The organism is Lactococcus sp. UBA7128 (genome assembly GCF_002492185.1).
Taxonomy (GTDB): domain Bacteria; phylum Bacillota; class Bacilli; order Lactobacillales; family Streptococcaceae; genus Lactococcus; species Lactococcus muris.
In genome coordinates, this window is sequence record NZ_DKXK01000070.1 from 14,119 (window position 1) to 33,646 (window position 19,528).

Annotated in this window: 21 protein-coding genes and 1 other RNA gene; 8 read left to right on the forward strand and 14 right to left on the reverse strand. The window is 37.3% G+C overall.

Features of this window, described 5'->3' with window-relative positions:
• Positions 1–126: 126 nt before the first annotated feature.
• Entirely contained in the window at positions 127–2,745 is a 2,619-nt protein-coding gene (gene ppdK, locus B4H39_RS07500; RefSeq protein ID WP_251420532.1) for a pyruvate, phosphate dikinase, read from the reverse strand.
• Positions 2,746–2,947: 202 nt separating this feature from the next.
• Here ppdK and B4H39_RS07505 point away from each other — a divergent pair, with 202 nt between their 5' ends.
• The 3 genes from B4H39_RS07505 (at position 2,948) to B4H39_RS07515 (ending at position 5,093) form a co-directional block, all read left to right on the forward strand.
• Positions 2,948–3,580: a helix-turn-helix transcriptional regulator gene (locus B4H39_RS07505; RefSeq protein WP_251420530.1), complete on the forward strand. Its 633-nt coding sequence runs from the start codon at positions 2,948–2,950 to the stop codon at positions 3,578–3,580.
• A 10-nt stretch (positions 3,581–3,590) separates the two neighbouring features.
• Positions 3,591–4,394 (forward strand): pyruvate, water dikinase regulatory protein, encoded by an 804-nt coding sequence (locus B4H39_RS07510; protein ID WP_202229409.1) that lies wholly within the window; start codon positions 3,591–3,593, stop codon positions 4,392–4,394.
• 99 nt (positions 4,395–4,493) lie between these two features.
• On the forward strand, positions 4,494–5,093 hold the full coding sequence (locus tag B4H39_RS07515; RefSeq protein WP_251420528.1) for a lipoprotein BA_5634 family protein: 600 nt from the start codon (positions 4,494–4,496) through the stop codon (positions 5,091–5,093).
• A 140-nt stretch (positions 5,094–5,233) separates the two neighbouring features.
• Here B4H39_RS07515 and B4H39_RS07520 read toward each other — a convergent pair whose 3' ends face one another.
• The gene (locus B4H39_RS07520; protein WP_251420516.1) at positions 5,234–5,713 is read right to left on the reverse strand and encodes a VTT domain-containing protein; all 480 of its coding nucleotides are present in this window, start codon (positions 5,711–5,713) and stop codon (positions 5,234–5,236) included.
• 339 nt (positions 5,714–6,052) lie between these two features.
• Positions 6,053–6,487: a universal stress protein gene (locus B4H39_RS07525; RefSeq protein WP_202229406.1), complete on the reverse strand. Its 435-nt coding sequence runs from the start codon at positions 6,485–6,487 to the stop codon at positions 6,053–6,055.
• A 354-nt stretch (positions 6,488–6,841) separates the two neighbouring features.
• On the opposite strand from B4H39_RS07525, the gene B4H39_RS07530 reads away from it, so the two are divergent.
• Together B4H39_RS07530 and B4H39_RS07535 are read left to right on the forward strand one after the other, a co-directional pair.
• Positions 6,842–6,997, forward strand: a complete 156-nt coding sequence (locus B4H39_RS07530) for a hypothetical protein (protein WP_237459842.1) — start codon at positions 6,842–6,844, stop codon at positions 6,995–6,997.
• A 181-nt stretch (positions 6,998–7,178) separates the two neighbouring features.
• Positions 7,179–7,613, forward strand: coding sequence for a DUF1398 family protein (locus tag B4H39_RS07535; RefSeq protein WP_251420513.1), 435 nt, complete (start codon positions 7,179–7,181; stop codon positions 7,611–7,613).
• Between the two features lie 166 nt (positions 7,614–7,779).
• Here the strand turns inward: B4H39_RS07535 and ssrA are convergent.
• The 4 genes from ssrA to B4H39_RS07555 all read right to left on the reverse strand — a co-directional run bounded on the left by ssrA (position 7,780) and on the right by B4H39_RS07555 (position 10,356).
• Positions 7,780–8,136: a transfer-messenger RNA gene (ssrA, locus tag B4H39_RS07540) on the reverse strand.
• Positions 8,137–8,181: 45 nt separating this feature from the next.
• Positions 8,182–8,931 carry a hypothetical protein gene (locus tag B4H39_RS07545; RefSeq protein WP_202229403.1) on the reverse strand — a complete coding sequence of 250 codons (750 nt, stop codon included), beginning with the start codon at positions 8,929–8,931 and terminating at the stop codon, positions 8,182–8,184.
• Entirely contained in the window at positions 8,909–9,814 is a 906-nt protein-coding gene (locus B4H39_RS07550; RefSeq protein WP_251420511.1) for an ABC transporter ATP-binding protein, read from the reverse strand. The genes B4H39_RS07545 and B4H39_RS07550 overlap by 23 nt, the downstream gene beginning before the upstream one ends.
• A 206-nt stretch (positions 9,815–10,020) precedes the next feature.
• The gene (locus tag B4H39_RS07555; RefSeq protein WP_251420509.1) at positions 10,021–10,356 is read right to left on the reverse strand and encodes a putative DNA-binding protein; all 336 of its coding nucleotides are present in this window, start codon (positions 10,354–10,356) and stop codon (positions 10,021–10,023) included.
• A gap of 288 nt (positions 10,357–10,644) precedes the next feature.
• On the opposite strand from B4H39_RS07555, the gene B4H39_RS07560 reads away from it, so the two are divergent.
• Positions 10,645–11,349 carry a response regulator transcription factor gene (locus tag B4H39_RS07560; protein ID WP_202229399.1) on the forward strand — a complete coding sequence of 235 codons (705 nt, stop codon included), beginning with the start codon at positions 10,645–10,647 and terminating at the stop codon, positions 11,347–11,349.
• Entirely contained in the window at positions 11,312–12,892 is a 1,581-nt protein-coding gene (locus tag B4H39_RS07565; RefSeq protein WP_251420507.1) for a sensor histidine kinase, read from the forward strand. The genes B4H39_RS07560 and B4H39_RS07565 overlap by 38 nt, the downstream gene beginning before the upstream one ends.
• A gap of 149 nt (positions 12,893–13,041) precedes the next feature.
• On the opposite strand, the gene B4H39_RS10300 is transcribed toward B4H39_RS07565, so the two are convergent.
• The 7 genes from B4H39_RS10300 to B4H39_RS07600 all read right to left on the reverse strand — a co-directional run bounded on the left by B4H39_RS10300 (position 13,042) and on the right by B4H39_RS07600 (position 18,268).
• A complete protein-coding gene (locus B4H39_RS10300; RefSeq protein ID WP_202229395.1) occupies positions 13,042–13,749 on the reverse strand; it encodes a GntR family transcriptional regulator in 708 nt (235 codons plus the stop codon).
• A gap of 90 nt (positions 13,750–13,839) precedes the next feature.
• On the reverse strand, positions 13,840–14,892 hold the full coding sequence (locus B4H39_RS07575) for a BMP family lipoprotein (RefSeq protein ID WP_202229393.1): 1,053 nt from the start codon (positions 14,890–14,892) through the stop codon (positions 13,840–13,842).
• 173 nt (positions 14,893–15,065) lie between these two features.
• Positions 15,066–15,458 carry a cytidine deaminase gene (locus B4H39_RS07580; RefSeq protein ID WP_202229391.1) on the reverse strand — a complete coding sequence of 131 codons (393 nt, stop codon included), beginning with the start codon at positions 15,456–15,458 and terminating at the stop codon, positions 15,066–15,068.
• Positions 15,445–16,107: a deoxyribose-phosphate aldolase gene (gene deoC, locus B4H39_RS07585; protein WP_251420505.1), complete on the reverse strand. Its 663-nt coding sequence runs from the start codon at positions 16,105–16,107 to the stop codon at positions 15,445–15,447. Before deoC ends, B4H39_RS07580 begins: the two co-directional genes overlap by 14 nt.
• A gap of 72 nt (positions 16,108–16,179) precedes the next feature.
• On the reverse strand, positions 16,180–16,374 hold the full coding sequence (locus B4H39_RS07590; RefSeq protein ID WP_251420503.1) for a hypothetical protein: 195 nt from the start codon (positions 16,372–16,374) through the stop codon (positions 16,180–16,182).
• The gene (locus B4H39_RS07595; RefSeq protein WP_251420501.1) at positions 16,374–17,666 is read right to left on the reverse strand and encodes a pyrimidine-nucleoside phosphorylase; all 1,293 of its coding nucleotides are present in this window, start codon (positions 17,664–17,666) and stop codon (positions 16,374–16,376) included. The genes B4H39_RS07590 and B4H39_RS07595 overlap by 1 nt, the downstream gene beginning before the upstream one ends.
• Positions 17,663–18,268, reverse strand: coding sequence for a class I SAM-dependent methyltransferase (locus B4H39_RS07600; protein ID WP_251420499.1), 606 nt, complete (start codon positions 18,266–18,268; stop codon positions 17,663–17,665). Before B4H39_RS07600 ends, B4H39_RS07595 begins: the two co-directional genes overlap by 4 nt.
• 184 nt (positions 18,269–18,452) lie before the next feature.
• Between B4H39_RS07600 and coaA the strand changes: the two genes are divergently transcribed.
• Positions 18,453–19,373 (forward strand): type I pantothenate kinase, encoded by a 921-nt coding sequence (coaA, locus tag B4H39_RS07605; protein WP_202229381.1) that lies wholly within the window; start codon positions 18,453–18,455, stop codon positions 19,371–19,373.
• Positions 19,374–19,528 lie beyond the last annotated feature (155 nt).

Consider the following 19,528-nt stretch of genomic DNA (forward strand, 5'->3'; position numbering starts at 1 on the left):
GGGAAAAGTTCCAAAAATGAAAAAACGCTTAATCATATGCATAAAAATGCGAGACTAAGCGTTTTTTGTTTGTCATCTTGGCTAAGAGCAGTTAGATTTTACTGCTTGCACAGACTTTTTACTTGCTTATTTTGTACTGCTCTGTGCAATAGTCAAAAGTACAGCTGGCACACGATATGGTGAGCAGGAAACATAGTCTAAACCTATTTTTTTGAGGAAAGTTACAGCTTCGGGATCACCCCCAACTTCACCACAGACACCAAAGCTGATTTCAGGATATTCTGGTTTCACAAGTCCAATCGCAGTCTTCATCAATGCCCCAACACCGTCCTGATCCAAATGTTGGAAAGGATCATCTTGCAAAATCCTTTTTTCGATATACTCAGGCAGGAACTTCACAGAATCATCGCGTGAAAAACCATAAGTAAGCTGTGTCAAGTCATTGGTACCAAAGCTAAAGAACTGTGCAGCTGATGCCAACTTATCAGCTGTCAAACAAGCTCTTGGTATTTCAAGCATAGCCCCGATCTTATAAGCAACCTCTCTCCCGCTTTCCTTAAAAAGCTTTTGAATTTTACTTTCAAGAAGTTCCTTGAGGTAAGTTAGCTCTCTTTCCTCTGAAATTAAAGGAATCATTATCTCAGGTTTCACTTGTTTTCCTGCTTGAGCAAGATCTAATGCCGCTTCAATGATTGCTTCAACCTGCATCTCATAAATCTCTGGATACGTCACAGCTAAACGGCAGCCCCTGTGTCCCAACATCGGATTAAATTCTTCTAATTCTTTTCCTCTTTGAATAATAAAATCTACAGACTGACCACACGCTTTTGCAACTTCCTCAAACTCCTCTTTCGTTTTAGGCATAAATTCATGAAGAGGGGGATCTAAAAGTCGAATCGTGCACGGCATACCTTCCGTTAGACTTAAAATTTCTAAGAAATCCTTTTTCTGATACTCTTTTAAAGTTTCAAGGGATTTTTTGCGCTGCATCTCTTCTTCAGAAAGAAACATTTTACGCACTTCAAGGATACGCTCTTTACCAAAAAACATGTGCTCTGTGCGTGCCAAGCCAATCCCACTTGCTCCAAAATCTAAAGCTGTCTTGATATCATCAACTGTTTCTGCATTAGCTCTAACTTTCATGTCGCCTATTTCAGCAGCCCATTTTAGAACTTTTCCTAGAATTTCTAAATCTTGTGCCTTATCAAGTTTAATTTCACCTCGATAGATATTTCCTGTTGTACCATCTACCGAAACAATATCTCCTTCTTTTATGATTTGAGTGCCATACTGCGCCTGTTTTCGCTTCTCATTAACATTAAGTGCTTCACACCCAACAACACAACAAACTCCCATCCCACGCGCAACAACTGCAGCATGCGAGGTCATTCCCCCACGAGAAGTAACAATGGCTTCGCTCACAAGCATTCCTTCTATATCTTCTGGAGAAGTCTCTGTTCTGAGAAGAACGACTTTCTGACCAGCTTCATGTGCATTTTGAGCATCTTGAGCATTAAAATAAACCCTTCCATAGGCTGCACCAGGACTGGCTGGCAAACCTTTTGCAATTGCTTGATTTTGTGCAAGTGACTTTTCATCAAATACTGGATGTAAAAGCTGAGTAATCATAGAAGGCGTTAAACGCTTCAAACTTTCTTTCTTACTTATTACACCATCCTCTGCCAACTGAGTCGCAATTTTAAAAGCTGCTTTGGCAGTACGCTTTCCATTTCGTGTTTGTAAAATAAAGAGTTTACCTTCTTCTATAGTAAATTCTATATCTTGCATATCTTGATAATGCGCCTCTAGTTGTTGACAGATTTTTTCAAATTGTCTATAGATATCAGGATTATCCTCCTTCAGTTCCTGGATAGGTCGCGGTGTCCGGATTCCTGCAACAACGTCCTCTCCTTGAGCATTCATCAGAAACTCTCCAAAGACGCCTCCTTCTCCAGTGGCTGGATTACGTGTAAAAGCCACACCTGTTCCACTTTTTAATCCTGTATTGCCAAAGACCATTTCCTGAATATTCACTGCTGTCCCCAATGTGTCTGGAATATCATGAATACGGCGATAAGTGACTGCTCGCGGATTGTTCCAAGAAGTAAAGACTGCTTCTACTGCTGCATAAAGTTGTTCTACTGGCTCTTGCGGAAATTTTTCACCGACTTCCTTCAGGTAAATTTCACTAAACTGCTTAATAATCTGTTTCCAGTCTACTGCTTGCATTTCGGTATCAGATGTATAGCCATGTTTCATCTTATAGTCCGTTAAAGCTTCTTCAAAAAGATTTTTATCTACAGCTTTGACAACATCTCCAAACATCTGAATTAAACGGCGATAGCAGTCGTAAGCAAACACTGGATTGCCTGTTTTCTGGGCAAGAATTTCAACACTTTGATGATTCAGCCCCAAGTTCAAAATAGTATCCATCATACCCGGCATTGAAAATTTTGAACCACTTCGTACAGAAACGAGAAGAGGATTTTCATTATCCGCAAATTTCTTTCCCGTTTCCTTTTCTAAACGTGCAATATGCGTTTCTATTTCTTTAATTAGTTCTGCATCCAAATTTTTTGAATTCAGATATTCTAAGCAAGCTTCCGTTGTGATTGTAAAACCGCGAGGAACAGGCAAACCAATGCTGGTCATTTCAGCTAGATTCGCTCCTTTTCCGCCCAAGAGATCTTTTTGTTCTTTTGATCCCTGAGTAAAATCATAAACGCGTTTCTTTCCCATTGACATAATTGTCTCCTCTATAAATGTGATATACTATTTAACGAACAAATACATTATATAGTATGTCATATATATTGTCAAGCTTTTTTTGTAATCGCATTCTTTTTTTGTGGATTTTAGTTCCTATTTTTTTATTCCCCCATATATTGCTTTTCTATAACAATTCTCTTATAATATATAGTATGTCCTATTTATTAAGGAGCTCGTATTGAAACTCACAAAAAGACAAACTGAAATTATTAATATTGTAAAATCAGAACAACCCATTAGTGGTGAAAGAATAGCTCAAACTCTCGGCTTAAGTCGTGCAACATTGAGAAATGACTTGTCTATTCTTACGATGACTGGCTTACTTGATGCAAAGCCAAAGGTGGGCTATTTTTATACCGGTCAAAAGATTCATCCTCTTTATTTAGAGAGCTGTTATTCCCAAAAAGTAGAAGACTATATGACGTCACCCTTGATTATTGAGCAGAATATGTCTATCTATGATGCCGCCACAAGCCTTTTTTTATATGATAGTGGCAGTATCTATGTGAAGAACGAGGAAGGAGAGCTCGCTGGACTTCTTTCTCGTAAAGATCTCCTTCGTTTTTCCATTACTGGAAACAATCTGGAGAAAACACCCGTCGCTGTCATAATGACACGCATGCCAAATATTCACACAATCGGTCCGGATAAAACCCTTCTTGAAGCTGGAAATATCCTCTCACGCTATGAAGTCGACAGCTTACCCGTAGTCGAAAAAGAAGGCTCAAAAAAAATAATCGGTAAAATTTCAATCAAGCATATTATGAAGGCCTTCATTCAGACAGGCAATAAGATTCAAGATGAAAACTAAAGGGGAAAAAATGCAAAGTATAAAAATTTATTTAATCACAGACTCTGTCGGAGAAACTGCCAAAAAAATCATTTCTGCTGTTGTGGCTCAATTTCCAACTGTAGACTTATCAGATGTCCACCTCTATCCTTTTACAAATGACAAAGAGTCACTTCTAGAAATATTAAATGATGCGAAAAAAGAACAGGCTATCGTAGCGATTACTCTCGTGGATAAGTCTTTAGTAGACTTTGTAGAAGAGTTTTCCAAAACGCATAGCTTGCCCTATGTGGACTTCATGTCTCCTCTCATACAAATCATCGAAAATCTATCTGGTGAACATCCCACTCAAGAATCTGGCAGTGTTCATCGCCTGAATCAAGCTTATTTTAATCGTGTATCTGCTATTGAGTTTGCTGTAAAATATGACGATGGCAAGGATCCTAAAGGCTTCTTAAATGCCGATATCATCCTTCTGGGAGTATCACGGACCTCTAAAACTCCTCTGAGCATGTACTTAGCCAACAAAGGATACAAGGTTGCAAATCTACCGATTATTCCTGAAGTTGAAGTGGCAAAAGAACTTTTTAAAGTTGATCCTCATAAAATTATTGGTCTAACCAGTACATCCGAAAGTCTAAGCAATATCCGAAGCTTTAGAGAACAGACTTTAGGCTTAAAAACAAAGTCAATGTACTCTGATGAAAAACGTATACTTGAAGAACTTGCTTACGCTGAAACTCTTTTTGAACAGTTAGGGATTGAAACTATTGATGTCAGTAAGCGTTCGATTGAAGAAAGCTCTATGCTGATTGAAAATCTAATTCAAAAATAAACCGCACAATCGTGCGGTTTATTTTATCTTACAGAAGAGTAAGTTTTCCAGCAGCAAAGCTTGTTAAAATAAAGATAACTTAAAGAAAAGGAGCTTTACATGTCGAAAAAGAAAATCTGGATTATTCCTGTCTTACTTCTATTCATCCTTGGAGGATATTTTGCTGTTAACAAGGTCGTGGCCTTGTTTCACCAGCCTGTCCACGGCATAATCTTATACAGCAAAGATAAGAAAAGCTTAGAAAAGGGACTAGAAAATAACCACTCCTCCATCAAAGATTCTATCAATATCAAAGCAAAATATAACTCCAAAACAGATACATTAGTTTTGAGTAAAAACTCCGCTGAGAAGTTGATAGCTGCTCACGCAGTCAATTATGTAAATAAAAAAGGGAATGATTTTACTTTCAAACATGTAACATCACTTTCAAAAACTCCCGCACTATGGACGTCTGATCTTAAAGCAGCAAGTGCTACAGATGAAAACGGGAAAATTTTTACTGCTGCAGCAACGGAATATATTGTCTTAGGTGAGTCAAGTACTACTAAAAAGACACTTGTACTAGACAATAATGATTTCCAAAATTTTCAAGCAGCTGCTGAATATATTAGCGTGATTGAAGACAAACGTGATGCAGCTCATGCATTAACAACATATAGCTTTGACAAGGCCCAAATTTTCAATTTTAACCAAAAATAAAACTTTATCTGTATTTATGCAAAACAAAAACGCTCAATTAGGATATTCTTTTACACCTAGTTAAGCGTTTTTTAGACCTTTTGTCCCTGTCTCTTTTATTTATTAAAGACAGCCAATAAAATATATATAATCACATGGCACTAAATATTAGTTTTTAGTTTTTTAATCAAAAAGCTACCAGCACTCCAAAGTAACAATGCAATAATGATAAAAAGAATCAATAAACCAATAGAACCATTAGCAATCGAACGGAAAAGTGTCAGTCCTCCAACGGCATAGACAAATCCCCAAATTAGATAGCCTGGAAGAGCCACAAGTGTGTATTTACCCCATTTCCAGTTCAACATACCGGCTCCAAGCTGCACTACAGATTGGAAGCCTACTGTTAAGAAACTTAGAGGAATAACCGGCCAACCATATTTTTGGAGTGCACGCATTCCTGCTTGATTTTCCTCTGATTTCTCTGCATTTTTCCCCCATTTTGTCTTCAGTATTCCCATATGAATGAGTTTTCCTAGTCCAAAAGTCATTTGTGCCCTAAAGAAAACAACTATAAATAAAAATAAAGTTGCTTGCCAAAGCGGCAAACTTGCCACCCAATCGAGCATATTTTCAATCATCCGTTTATCCTCTTTCATTTATACATCAGCTCAATAATCTAGCCTATTACTATTGAACCATAAAAAATTAAAAAGTCAAACTTTTCCGGTATATTCCATACGGAGATTCTGAAAATCAAGCATGCTTACAATATTTTTTCTCGTCTTAACGCCCAGCAAAGTAATGCATGTGAGACTTTTTGTTTTCATTTCTACTTTTATGAAAAAGTGCCATAATCGCCCCTGAACACCATTTTTATATCACAGCTTTTTTCTCTTTGTACACCTATAAAAAAACTTCCACCTCGGGAAGCTTGACTATTTTATCAAAATTTTATTGGAAGAAAAACATGCTAAATTCTATTTCTTGACTACAATAACATTACATGGTGCGTGATTAACAACATAGTTCGTTGTTGAGCCTACAAGCAAACGATCAAACATGTCTGTGCCCGTTGCACCGATTACGATGAGGTCAATCTTATGCGCTTCTTCCTCAGCGAAATTAACAATACTTAGCTTAGGCTTACCTGCAACTTCATAAGTTTCATATTTAACTTGTTCACGAATAATATCTGCACAGTTTGCTAGAATATCTTGTGCAAGTTGGTCCAAGCCCGGTGTTTCTAAAATGCCTTTATGAACTGCGCCATAATACTTATTGAGATCTTTTACTGTAAGCACATGCAATTTTGCCTGATTCATACGAGCAATACGTACTGCTTCATCTATCGCTTTATAGGACTGTTCCGAGCCATCAACTGGAACCAAGATGTTTTTATAATGGTTATCCATTTTAAATTCCTCCCTTTGATGTTATTATCTATAGTTCTATTGTACATTTTATTTTTTCAAAAACGAAATTATTTCCTTAAAAAAACTTTCATACTGTGCATTAAGACACTCTTTCATATTTTTCACGCCAATTATCTCATGAGTTTTAATCTAGATTTCTCTACAATAACTTCTGAAAGCTGTCTAACAATTTTGTCACTTTATTTTAGTGAATTGTAAACGTCATAGAATTTATCTGAAATTTTAAAACGGTTTTTTTGTGCTTTTAAAAAGAATGTGCTACAATGTTAATGGAATTTCGTTATGTTCGTTATAGTGTCCTTTCGTCAATATAAAGAGAAAGGAGAATGCATTATGACATTCACTAACAAAAATAAAAATTTCAAGTACAGTGTATCTCTAGATACTTCAAAAGATATTTTTAAAGTATTTTTGACCAATAATCCAGAAGTTTATGGTCTTGGTCGTACCATTGAAGAAGCAATGCACAACTTGGAAGAATTAGCATAAGGAGCTCATAGCAATGGATGAATATTCCTCGTGATGGTATCTACTTCACCGTTTAAGTAGATGCCTTTTTGTTACTTAAAATTTCGACTTTCCCTATAACTTCTCTTAAATAGATTTACTTCTTCTTAAAAATATGATTTAATTACATCATGAATATCGGTGTAGAAAAGAGCTTATGCAAATGATTTCAAAAAACCTTCAAAAAGCGATACTCAGAGCTAATCAGATTCAGCCAAAAGTCAATAGTTTTCCTTATCTTGCGGAATGTTTAAGGCAAGAAGGTATTATTAAAAACATTTGGCATCTTCCCTCAGGTGATAGCTTCTATTTTTCTGAGTCAGAATCACTCATAAATCCTGGCACACCGCTAATTGGTCGTGTTGGTCCATGCCCAACATTTGATCAAGCAGCACTCATCAAAGCATTACGTGCAGATCAAGCAGGGAAAATTACTTTTTCTGAATTTCTAACTGCCGCCTGGAAAGCTGGAGTTATCAGATATGAAGTTGACTTTATAAAACGGCAAGTTACATACTTTAGCGCTTTTGGTGAAGAATATAGAGAAGATTATTCTGCTGTCACTCTTGACAAAAAGACCACAAAAAACAGCCTTTAACGTAATTATCTGGAATATATTATTTTCGAACTAGCTCTTCTTCAGCTAGTTTTTTGTTTTTTTAGTTATTAGTTATCAGTTTAGTTATCATTATTTAGCAAAGTACAAAAACAAAAACCGCTTAATAGAGCGGTTTTCTTAAACTACAATAAAGTAGTGATATATATAATGGAGGCGAGGGGAGTTGAACCCCTGTCCAGACACCTTGCTACATCAACGTCTACAACCATAGGACTTTCTCTCATTTAACAAATTTCCAAAGCCAGTCTCAAACAGCAGAAATTTGCGATGCTTTAAAATCTCTTTTTTTATGTAAAGCCACCATAAAAACGTATCCGACTGAGGTTTAGAGCTTCAGAACGCCATCGGCGAACGATCATCAGCTACGCAGGCTGGTGTTTAGGCAGCGAGTGCGTAAGAAGTGTTATTTTTAGCAGTTATATTTATCTGCGATGGATTTAGGTGACATCACCACCAGTTGCAGTTCATGCGCGACAATGCCTGTCGAATCCGTAACGCCCCCGTTACGGTGGAATGAATTCCAAGTACTTATTATAACACAAGTCATCTAATATTTCACGCGCAGTGGTCGTGCTAAGATAGCCACGAGTGATAAAAATATAATGCTAATGCAAAGAGCAACTGTCACAAAATTTACCTTATCCGGCGCATTTAAAACATCAATGGGTGAAAGCAGACTGAATGGCAACCATTGAGAAACGTCACTCAAGGTCTGTAAAATAGAGCTAAGAACCACAAGCACAAGTACAGAGACAACCGCCAGAAAAGTTTTTCTCGTCCAAACAACAAGGGCGCTGCCAAACACCGTCAGAGTGAGTAAAGCCAAAGTTTGAAGTACACTTGCCGAAAAAACTCTTCCAAAATCCATAGTTGGAAAGAAAACCCAGGTTACATAGGCTGCACTAGCAAGACCCATAAAGTTACTTAACACAGTCACAAAAAAAGCAAGAATAAATTTTGGCACTTGTAATATAAAGGAATTTCGTGCCACTGTCGAATAATAAAGCCCTAAAGAACTCTCTTTCTTTATCCTAAAGGTATCAGCAACAAAATAAATTAAAACAAACAAGCCAATTTGAGAAGTATTACTAAAATAAGATTCCATTAATGATTTCCAATTAGGATCTGGCATAAGAATAATCGTGCCATCTGTCCCACCAAAGGCTGATAAAAATTCCTTCATGTAATAAATTAAAACAGGCGAAGTAATACCGAAAAAGATAAACAAAAAGAAAAGAATTCCCAGACGACCACTGCGCCACCATATCTTTGTTTCAAGAAAAATTAATCTTTTCATTTTTCACCCCCATAATAGCCCGTTCAAAGGCCAGCTCCAAACTGTTACTTGTTGCCCGATAGACACTTATCTTTCCACCTATATCAGGGAAGACTTGTAAAAGCTTCTCAGTGTATTCGCTTTTAACCATCAATTTTCCAGTAATTTCAGGATAAAACTCAATATCATTCACTTGAAGAATATCCATCACTTCTTGCTTGACTTGTTCACTTTTGATTTCGAGCTCTGCAAAATCATCCATCTGACTGTTTTCAATAAATTGATGAAGCTTTCCTTGAAAAATTAATTGACCATGGTTCAAAACAAGAAGTCTGTCCGCAATATTCTCTATATCTGCAAGGAGATGACTTGAAACAACTACGGTTTTTTCCTGTGCTACTTCCATAATAAGTTGTAAAATTTCAATGCGACCAATAGGATCCAAGGCGCTTGTTGGTTCATCAAGAAAAATCAGTACCGGATCAAGCAAGAGAGCAACTGCTATACCCAAGCGCTGCTTCATCCCACGTGAATAGCCGCCGACCTTTTTACTGGGATAATCTACCAAACCTACCTTTTCAAGTGTTGTTTCAATTTGTTCTGCATTTTCTGGCTTCTCATGTAAAGCACAGCTTTGTTGGAGAACTTCTTTTGCTGTAAGATGGGCAGGAAATTCTGGTGTGTCTGGACAATAAGCTAAAGCCTGATTAGCTAACCTTATTTTTCCTTGACTGGCTTTATGCTGACCTAAAATAGCATGAATCAAGGTTGTTTTTCCAGCACCATTTGGACCAATCAAACCAATAATACCGGGATAAGCCTCAATGGAACAAGTAACATTTTTTAAAGCCTCAAAATTTCCAAACGAAACCGTCAGGTTTTCAATGTCGATGATTTTATTCATGTCTATCCCTTCCTAAAGTAAAATAAACTATTCCTCCTAAAGGTATAGAAATAATACAGATTAGTGCCCAGCCCCATTTAGGGAGGTGTTTCACTTTTGGACTCTTCAGAAGACTGTAAAAACAGACTCCGAAGTAGATTACTATCAACATAACAAGCGGTATAATAATACGTATATCCATTTTTCAAGCTCCTTTGCGTATTTCTTTAAAATTCATCTTCGTCAATTTTCTGGATTTCATGTAAAACCCCAGTTAAATGTTTATCAGAAGCATATTCTTCTAAAAGTTTATCAATGAGCTGATTTCGAACGACATAGTTGGAAAAGAGATGGAGTTTTTCTTCATAACCTTCCAAAACTTTTTCTGTGCGTTTAATGTTATCATAGACGGCTTGACGACTCACATCAAACTCTTCAGCAATCTCAGCCAAACTGTAATTATCTGCATAATACAGTTCAATATAATTCATCTGTTTGTCTGTCAAAAGAGTCGCATAAAACTCAAAAAGCGTATTCATACGGTTTGTTTTTTCGATTTCCATAACTTCCTGGCATTCTAAGAAAATGTCTGTTTTTTAACATTCATTTTCAAATTTATTCATAACATAAATTCCCTATCTTTTATAATTCTATCATAATTCTTGCTGTAATCATAAGTACACCTCTATAGATGTTAGGCTCTCTTTACAGATATAACTTATCCGGTCAAACACAAACTTCCAGTTCTAATGAACAACAGCTAGCTACGCGTTCATAAAAAAACAGTATCTGCACTTTAAATTAGATAATAATCAATGATTGTCATGCTACACATATGCTATAATAGAGAAATGAAAAAGATTCTAATTGCGGATGATGATCGTTCGATTTTAACCTTACTTTCTTACAACTTTCGGCAGAATGATTTTGAGGTTACAACTGTCAGCGGTGGAAAGCAAGCCTTAGAGAAAGCTAAGAAAAATCATTACGACCTTATCTTGCTGGATTTGATGATGCCTGAGCTTTCTGGTATTGAGGTGACGGAAATTTTACGTAAAAAACAGAATTTCACGCCTATTTTGATCCTCACCGCACGAGATGATGAGGAAATGAAACTGACAGGACTCAATTCGGGTTCTGATGAATATTTGGACAAGGCAACACCTCTAAAAGAGATAATCGTAAGGGCTAATGCGCTCATTCGTCGTCATCAATACTATAATCAGACTTTAGGAAATGAAAAAGTTTTGGAAAAATCCAAAGTAAAGTTCGATCGTCTAGAACTAGACTTTACAAAAAAAGTTTGTATATTTGATGGAAAGCCTTTAGATTTGACCAAGCGTGAATTCGAAATTTTGGAACTTTTGATTGATCGCTCGGGTGATGTTGTTTCACGTGAAGAATTGCTCCAACATTTTTGGGGAATATCTTCTGCTGCAGAAACACGGACTATTGACGTTTTGATCAGTAAGATTCGTAAAAAGTTAGACAATCAATTTATAAAAACAAAACGAGGATTTGGGTATTACTTCTCTGATGAAAAAAATAAAGCTTAAAAACATTGTAATTTCGACAGTTATTTATCTTGTTGCGACTGTAACTTTGCTCGTTTTTCTCAACATACAGATTCTAAAAACAGATACAAACCGTGTTTTACACGCGATTGAAACGACTAAAACATTCCTTTCAGAGCACCCTGATTCCGCTCTACCTAGCAAGTTCCAGTATTGGCCTGCAAGCACACGAAATGAGGAAACTAAAAAGATTGACGCGGGAGCTGAATATGCACAAGCCGTCACTCGTCACTCTATCGAAATCACCAGTCCAATACGTAAAGACGGTGTAATAACCGCATATCTCCATGCTGTTGATAGTCGTACCTCCCCTTGGTTCACTAATCTGATGGTGGGAGGTTTTGCTACACTCGTTTATCTTGCTTGTGCCTTCTATGTTTTTGTTCACGCCAGACGTAACTATCTCTTTACACAGGATATTGTTGCTAAAATAAAGAATATTGAACGTAGTCCTCTAACACAGAGCTATCTGATGAGTGAAAATGATGACAAAGTGACATCTGCTCTCAATTCTTTGGGCGAATATATTCAAAATCAGATTTTGTCGCACAGTGAAAAGAAAGAAAATATTTACGAATTTATTGAGCTCTTCCAGTTTCCCATCTTTATTTACAATGCCAAAGGCAAGATTCGTAAAACAAATGCTGCTTTTAAAAATGAATTTGCAGACACACACAATCTCGACATTTTCAGTCCTTATGCGGACTTCTTAACTTTCTTGGTGGATAAGATGCTTAATCCAACAACTCAGGAAAAGGATTTCTATTTCGAAAATATAAATGCCTATTATCAAGTCCGTATTTCACCGCTTCCTGATTTGGACAATCGCTTCTTAGTTACTCTACTTGATATTACAGCTTTTAAACGTACTCTTAATGCGCATAATGAACTTATTGCGAACGTCAGTCATGAGTTAAAAACACCGCTGACTTCAATCAAAGGCTTTGCTGAGTTGCTTAAAGCCAACTCTCTTCCTGAAGCTGACCGGCAAGAATTTTCGAAGATTATCAGTAAGGAAAGTTCTCGCCTGATTGACTTAGTTCAGGATACTCTGCTTTTGACCAAACAAAACATTCACATTGAAAAGAAAAAAATTAATCTTACAGCCCTTGTCGAGGAGATTCTAAGCACCTCTCAACCGTTACTCGATGAAAAGCACTTGTTCCTCCAGACAAAAATTTCGAATATTTCCCAAGTGACAAATCGTCAAATGGTGCACAGTATTTTTGAAAATCTGATTGAAAATGCTATAAAATACACCGATGAGCATGGAAAGATATTTGTCGGTCTCCATAAAGATAAGAAGAAAGTTATTTTCACCGTAACTGATAATGGACCTGGTCTGACAGAAATTGAAAAGTCTAGAATCTTTGAGCGTTTCTATCGAGTGGATGAAAGCCGAACACAAGTGACAGGAACAGGACTTGGATTATCAATCGTTGATAAAAATGTAAGAGAGCTACAAGGACATATCGATGTGATTAGTGTTCCCGGTAAAGGAACAACTTTCACAGTTACCTTGTAAAAAAGCTTTATGAAAGTAAAACTGCTAAAAATTGACAACAAATTGTGAAAATAAAAAATGGAACCGCACACGCTTAAGTGGTTCCATTTTTATGTGCATAAATAAACTGAGATTTTGCATCAGCGACACTGAATAAAGGTTTTTTCACTCTATCTTTCAAGATAAAATTCAAAGCGATCACCAACATATTGCGACAATACATATTCAAAAGCGCAGCCATCTGATAAGTATGAAATCTGTGTCAATCCTAAAATAGCATCACCGGATTTTATTTTTAAATATTCAGCTACTTCTGTACTTACCTTTTTAGCTGAAATAATCTGCTGACTATGCTCAATCACATATCCTGCCTGGGTTAAAGTATTAAAAAAGTTAGAAGTGATACTTTTCTTTTCGAAAGGCTTCACCAAATCATAAGGAATACTTGCCACTTCGTAGCAAATAGGAACTTGATCTGCATAGCGGACACGCTCCATACGAATAATTGCCCTGTCTTTAGTAATCTGTAGCTTTTCGCACTCAACTTCATTAGGTAATGTCTTGAGATAACTTAGAAGTTCTGTAGAAGGTGTTTTACCCTGAGCAGTGACAATCTCTGTAAATGAGGTTGTCCCGCGCATCTTTTCGCGAACTCGCCGACTCGCTACATAAGTACCGCTTCCAACACGGCGCTCCAAAATTCCTTCATCAACGAGTGAAGTCACTGCTTGCCGTGCTGTCATACGACTCACACCAAAACGTTCAGCCAAATCTCGTTCGCTCGGCAAGCGTTCTCCAATTTTCCAAACTGCTTTTTCAACCTCTTCTTTTATCGCATCATGAATCCTTACATAATTCGGAAGGTTACTTCTCTGCATGCTGTCTCCCTTTGCACCGTTTTTTACTTATTATATACCAATTTTAAATAAAAAACCAGCTACAATAGCTGGTTTACATAATTGGTATAATTATTTAGCTGGAACTGTTATTTCACCATCAATAATCTTTTGTTTGGCAGCTTCAACAGCTTTCCATGCTTCGTCTGAAGTATTGTTACGCGCAAGATCGACACCTGAGTTTTTCAAATCGTATTTAAGAATTTCGCCACCAGGGAACTTGTCATCTTTTACCTTGTTTGAGACGTCTTTGACGACATTTCCAACCTCTTTAAGTGTAGAAGCTAGGACAAAGTTAGATTCTTTACCGTCTTTTGATTTGAAGTTTCCGTCTGCTTCTTGGTCACGGTCAACACCGATTACCCAAACCTTATCGGCTTCGTTTTTTGTTTCATTAAGTACACGTGCTTCTGTAAATACACCTGTTCCTACACCACCTGCAGCTTGATAGATGATATCTGCACCGCTAGAGTACATAGCTGATGCGATTGTTTTACCTTTACCTGCATCGCTAAATGAACCAGCATATTGAACATCTACTTTGATGTTTGGATTGACAGACTTAACACCTTCTTGGAAACCAACTTCAAAGGCTGTGATGATGTCTGAGGCAACACCTCCGATGAAACCAACGTGATCTGTCTTGGTTGTTTTAGCTGCGGCAACACCAGCGAGATAAGCAGCTTCTTGGTCAGCAAATGTTGCAGAAACGACATTTTGCTGGTTTTCAATCACAGAGTCAATGATGGCAAACTTAGTATCTGGATTGTTTTTAGCAGCCTGTGAAGTTGCTTCTTGAAGACCAAAACCAATACCAAATATTAGGTTATAACCACCAGAAACTGCTGAGTTAAAGTTTGCTGTGTAGTCAGAAGCTGAGTTTGATTGGAAATAGTTGATGCCTTTACCTCTTGAAAGGTTATTTTCTTTCCCCCAAGCTTGCAAGCCTTCCCATGCTGATTGGTTGAATGAACGGTCATCAACACCACCAGTATCGGTAATCATCGCTACATTGAGATCTGTTTTTGCTTCACCACCTGAAGCTGCATCACGCCCACGACAACCAGCCAAAACTGCTACTGATGCAAGTGCCAAAGCACCAACTGCGAAAATACGTTTTTTCATAGAAACGTTTTCCTCCAAATTTTAAAATTTTTTTAAACTCTTACAAGATAAGAGATTTTATCTATAAGTTTATTTTAAGCTATTTTATATATTAATTCAAGCTAAAAACAAAAATGCGAAATTTATCCGCATCTTTGTTCGGAAATAGCAAATTTACAGGTAATTTTAGCTTATCATTCCAATTCTTGGAACGAATACGGCAATAATTCCCCAACAGTTGTTGCTTTCACTTCTTTTGACTTGGACAACAAATAAACAGGCATATCTGCATCACAAAATTCTGAAATCACTTGACGACATGCACCACAAGGACTGATGGGAGCGGCAGTTTCTCCATAAATATACAGACTTGAAAATTCCAAATGATCTTCGGATACGGCCTTAAAAATAGCTGTCCTCTCTGCGCAATTGCTTAAGCCAAAGCTCGCATTCTCAATGTTACAGCCTTGATAAACTTTACCATCCGTAGCTACCAACGCTGCACCTACAGGAAAATGTGAATAAGGGACATAAGCATGACTGCTTGCTTCACGTGCTGCTTCAATAAGTTCTTTAGTAGCTGGCATTGGCAGTTTCACCTTCCATGATTGCGACACCTGATGAGCATCCCAAACGGTTTGCTCCAGCTGCAATCATTGCTTTAGCATCTTCAAGATTGCGGATACCGCCTGAAGCTTTAACACCCATGTCAGGTCCAACCGTTTCACGCATCAATTTTACATCTTCAACTTTAGCACCGGCTGTTGAAAAGCCTGTTGATGTCTTAACAAAGTCAGCACCCGCACGTTGTGCTGCTTGACAAGCTTTGACTTTTTCTTCATCTGTCAAAAGACTTGTTTCGATAATAACTTTAAGGATACGGCCATCCTTAATGGCATTAACTGCTGCAATATCACTTTCCACTAAGTCCCATTTACCGTCTTTAGCTGCACCAATATTAATTACCATATCTACTTCGTCTGCGCCTTTTTTGATTGCATCTGCGGCTTCAAAGGCCTTGACTTCTGAAGTATTTGCTCCAAGAGGGAAACCGATGACTGTACATACTTTTGAAACTTCATCTTTGAGTTGTTCAGCAGCAAATGCTACCCAGGTTGGATTGATACAAACACTTGCGAATTTGTATTTTTTTGCTTCATCAACGATAGCTTGCACTTTTTCTTGTGTAGCATCAGCTTTGAGGATAGTGTGGTCAATGTATTGATTAATTTTCATTTTTAGGTCTTCTCCTAGTTATTATTTATAGTGCGGACTATAAAGTTCGCTTTAGTTGTGAACATTAAAATTTTATTTGGGCTTGCGACTTTTAAGGTACAGCATCCCAATCATCGTATAAACCGAGATAAAGATAAGAATAAAAAGGGCTATTTTGAGCAACGTATTCTGTGCCCAAAGATTCATTCCAATTTCCCCAAGTGCAGCACCTGCTATACTTTGTAGAGCTTTTATTTCGGTGGGAATAGGGGGAAGTTCATTTTTCATCAGCGAATAATTTCCAAAATTTCAGGTGCATGAACTTGCTGGTCAGAAATTTCGATATTGTTCTTAAACTCCGTAATCAATTCTGGTGTAATTTCACGATTACTATAAAGTGTGGCGATAAAATCACCCTTTTGGACGAAGTCACCCACTTTTTTAGCCAAATTAATACCTGCTTCAAAATCGATTGTATCTGCCTTGGTTGCTCGTCCTGCACCAAGCTTCATCGCAACAATACCGACACCCATTGCTTTTTCTTGCGTAATGTAGCCTTCACGCTCGGCATGGATTTCCACAGTATGTGCCACATTTAATTCTGCAGTCAAATGATTGAAGGCTGTTGCATCCCCGTGTTGTGCTTCACACATGGCAAGGAATTTGGCATAAGCTTTACCATTATCAAGATTTTCGATGATTTCTGGAACAGTTTTTTCTACACCTGCTAATCCAAGCATAATTTGAGCCAGTTCAGCGATAAAGTGACGGAATTCCGATGTTCCTTTACCATTTAGCGTATTCACGGCTTCCGTAATTTCATTACGATTACCTATGGCATATCCTAAAGGCTGGTTCATATTTGTTAGAACTGCCACTGTTTCACGACCAACAGCCTTTCCTAAGTCAACCATTGTACGCGCTAAAAGTCGGGCATCTTCGATATTCTTCATGAAAGCCCCGTCGCCAACAGTCACATCAAGCAAAATGGCATTTGAGCCCGAAGCAATTTTTTTAGACATGATAGAACTTGCAATTAATGGAATAATATCGACTGTGGCTGTCACATCTCGAAGGGCATAGAGGAGTTTGTCTGCTTTAACCAAATCATCAGATTGACCAATCACCGCGATTCCTGAATCTTTTACTTGGCTGATAAAGTCTTCTTCTGTTTTTTCAATTTCAAAACCTGGAATAGATTCTAACTTATCCAGCGTGCCCCCTGTATGTCCTAAACCACGGCCGGACATTTTAGCGACAGGGACATCAAAACTCGCCACTAAAGGGGCCAAAATAATCGTTACTTTATCACCTACACCACCAGTCGAATGTTTGTCTACCTTCACACCAGGGATGGCAGATAAATCAAATTCTTTACCTGACTTAACCATAGCCATGGTTAAGTTGGCTGTTTCCTCTGTCGTCATACCCTTAAAATAGATAGCCATTGCAAGTGCTGCCATCTGATAATCCGGAACTTCGCCAGTCGTATAACCAGAGATAAGCCAATCGATTTCAGCTTTCTCAAAGTGACCACCATCTCGTTTTTTTTGAATCAGGTCCACCATTCTGTAGGTCATAGTTTCTCCTTATAACTCCTTAAAATGTAATATCCTTTATCTTTCGCGACAATCTCACAGTTGCCAAAGACAACATTCATTTTCTTTTGCGCACTCGGCGCGCCCTGTTTTTTCTGAATCACGATTGTCAAATGACCATTATCATTTAAATGCATATAAGCATCAGATAAAATAGCATGTACCACTTCTTTTCCCGCACGAATAGGGGGATTTGAAATAATAGCATCAAAGCTTTGTTCAACATTATCATATATATTAGATAAAAAAATATTATCAACTTTTATATTGTTTTTATCTGCATTTTTCTTTGCTAAATCAAGAGCACGGCTATTTACATCTACAAGTGTGGCTTTCAAGCCATATTTTTTTGCTAAAGTTAAAGCCAGTGTGCCATAACCACAACCTACATCAAGCAAAGTCTTCGCTCCTTCGGGTTGAAAATTATCCAGCAACACACGTGAACCATAATCAATAGCGTTTTTAGAAAATACACCTGCATCAGTCAGAAAGTGTAGGGGAAGGCCCAAAAGTTCAACCGATAGCTCCTGCACGTCATGTGCTAAATCACGGTTGTCTTCATAATACATATTTGTTTTTACCATTACATTTTATTTTATCACAAAATATTTTATTTTTTCTCAGAAAACCTTTACAGATAGTAATCAAGGACTTAAAAACTCTTACTTTATAGCTAGAGTATTTTTTCATTTCATGCACTCTCTATAGCAAGCTAATCTGCTTTCTACAAATTTTTTAAACAAAAGGAAAATATGCTAAAATATCCTTATGAATAAATTCATTAATTACGATGAAATCTCACGAGAAACTTGGCAAAATTTATACCTGTCTTCCATAGTTCCCTTGACAAATAAGGAGCTGGATGCCATTCGTTCACTCAATGATGAAATTTCACTGCAAGACGTTATTGACGTCTATCTTCCATTAATACATTTGGTACGTTTATATAAAAAGAATATTGAAGATTTAAGTTTCTCCAAAGGATTGTTTTTACAAAAAATTGTTCAAACGCCCCCACTAATCATTGGGATTTCTGGATCTGTCGCTGTCGGAAAATCTACTGCTGCGCGTCTAGTTCAGCTCCTCCTTTCCCGTGAATTTAAAAAATTAAGCGTAGAGCTTGTGACAACAGACGGTTTTCTTTATCCTACAGCAATTTTAGAAGAGCGTAACATGTTAGACCGTAAAGGCTTCCCTGAAAGTTATGACATGGAACGCCTCTTAGACTTTCTCTATCGTGTAAAAAACAGTGAGCGATGCGAAATCCCCCTTTATTCACATGAAACTTATGACATCATCGAAGATAAAACCCAGATTATCGACCAGCCTGATATTTTGATTTTAGAGGGAATAAATGTTCTCCAAAATCCGCAGAGTGAACTTCTTTATGTCAGTGATTTTTATGACTTCTCTATTTATGTTGATGCTGATGAGGACTTGATTGAAAAATGGTACTTGGAACGGTTTGACAGCCTACTCAAACTTGCTGAAAATGATCCTCATAACTATTATCATCAGTTTACGAAAATGCCTTACGATGAAGTGATGCAGCTCGCGCGTCAAACATGGACAAATACTAATCTGCCTAACTTGCGCGACTATATCGAGCCGACACGTAACCGCGCCGAAGTCATCTTGCACAAAGCTGCCAACCATTACATTGATAAAATTTATTTGAAGAAATTTTGAAATAGCATAACAATAACTTACTCTTTAATTAAAATAACTGTCTTTTTGTGTCAAACGTTTTTATAATTAGCTCTTTTATGATAAAATATTTTAATATTAATTTTTAGGAGGCCCCCTTGTCTGATAAACAACTTGAAAAAATTATCGTTCTTGAC

Excerpts from the sequence above, each read along its gene's own strand:
- ppdK (WP_251420532.1), bottom strand. The coding sequence starts at position 2,745 with ATGTCAATGGGAAAGAAACGCGTTTATGATTTTACTCAGGGATCAAAA.
- B4H39_RS07510 (WP_202229409.1), top strand. The coding sequence starts at position 3,591 with ATGCAAAGTATAAAAATTTATTTAATCACAGACTCTGTCGGAGAAACT.
- B4H39_RS07515 (WP_251420528.1), top strand. The coding sequence starts at position 4,494 with ATGTCGAAAAAGAAAATCTGGATTATTCCTGTCTTACTTCTATTCATC.
- B4H39_RS07520 (WP_251420516.1), bottom strand. The coding sequence starts at position 5,713 with ATGATTGAAAATATGCTCGATTGGGTGGCAAGTTTGCCGCTTTGGCAA.
- B4H39_RS07525 (WP_202229406.1), bottom strand. The coding sequence starts at position 6,487 with ATGGATAACCATTATAAAAACATCTTGGTTCCAGTTGATGGCTCGGAA.
- B4H39_RS07530 (WP_237459842.1), top strand. The coding sequence starts at position 6,842 with ATGACATTCACTAACAAAAATAAAAATTTCAAGTACAGTGTATCTCTA.
- B4H39_RS07535 (WP_251420513.1), top strand. The coding sequence starts at position 7,179 with ATGATTTCAAAAAACCTTCAAAAAGCGATACTCAGAGCTAATCAGATT.
- B4H39_RS07545 (WP_202229403.1), bottom strand. The coding sequence starts at position 8,931 with ATGAAAAGATTAATTTTTCTTGAAACAAAGATATGGTGGCGCAGTGGT.
- B4H39_RS07550 (WP_251420511.1), bottom strand. The coding sequence starts at position 9,814 with ATGAATAAAATCATCGACATTGAAAACCTGACGGTTTCGTTTGGAAAT.
- B4H39_RS07555 (WP_251420509.1), bottom strand. The coding sequence starts at position 10,356 with ATGGAAATCGAAAAAACAAACCGTATGAATACGCTTTTTGAGTTTTAT.
- B4H39_RS07560 (WP_202229399.1), top strand. The coding sequence starts at position 10,645 with ATGAAAAAGATTCTAATTGCGGATGATGATCGTTCGATTTTAACCTTA.
- B4H39_RS10300 (WP_202229395.1), bottom strand. The coding sequence starts at position 13,749 with ATGCAGAGAAGTAACCTTCCGAATTATGTAAGGATTCATGATGCGATA.
- B4H39_RS07575 (WP_202229393.1), bottom strand. The coding sequence starts at position 14,892 with ATGAAAAAACGTATTTTCGCAGTTGGTGCTTTGGCACTTGCATCAGTA.
- B4H39_RS07580 (WP_202229391.1), bottom strand. The coding sequence starts at position 15,458 with ATGCCAGCTACTAAAGAACTTATTGAAGCAGCACGTGAAGCAAGCAGT.
- deoC (WP_251420505.1), bottom strand. The coding sequence starts at position 16,107 with ATGAAAATTAATCAATACATTGACCACACTATCCTCAAAGCTGATGCT.
- B4H39_RS07590 (WP_251420503.1), bottom strand. The coding sequence starts at position 16,374 with ATGAAAAATGAACTTCCCCCTATTCCCACCGAAATAAAAGCTCTACAA.
- B4H39_RS07595 (WP_251420501.1), bottom strand. The coding sequence starts at position 17,666 with ATGACCTACAGAATGGTGGACCTGATTCAAAAAAAACGAGATGGTGGT.
- B4H39_RS07600 (WP_251420499.1), bottom strand. The coding sequence starts at position 18,268 with ATGGTAAAAACAAATATGTATTATGAAGACAACCGTGATTTAGCACAT.
- coaA (WP_202229381.1), top strand. The coding sequence starts at position 18,453 with ATGAATAAATTCATTAATTACGATGAAATCTCACGAGAAACTTGGCAA.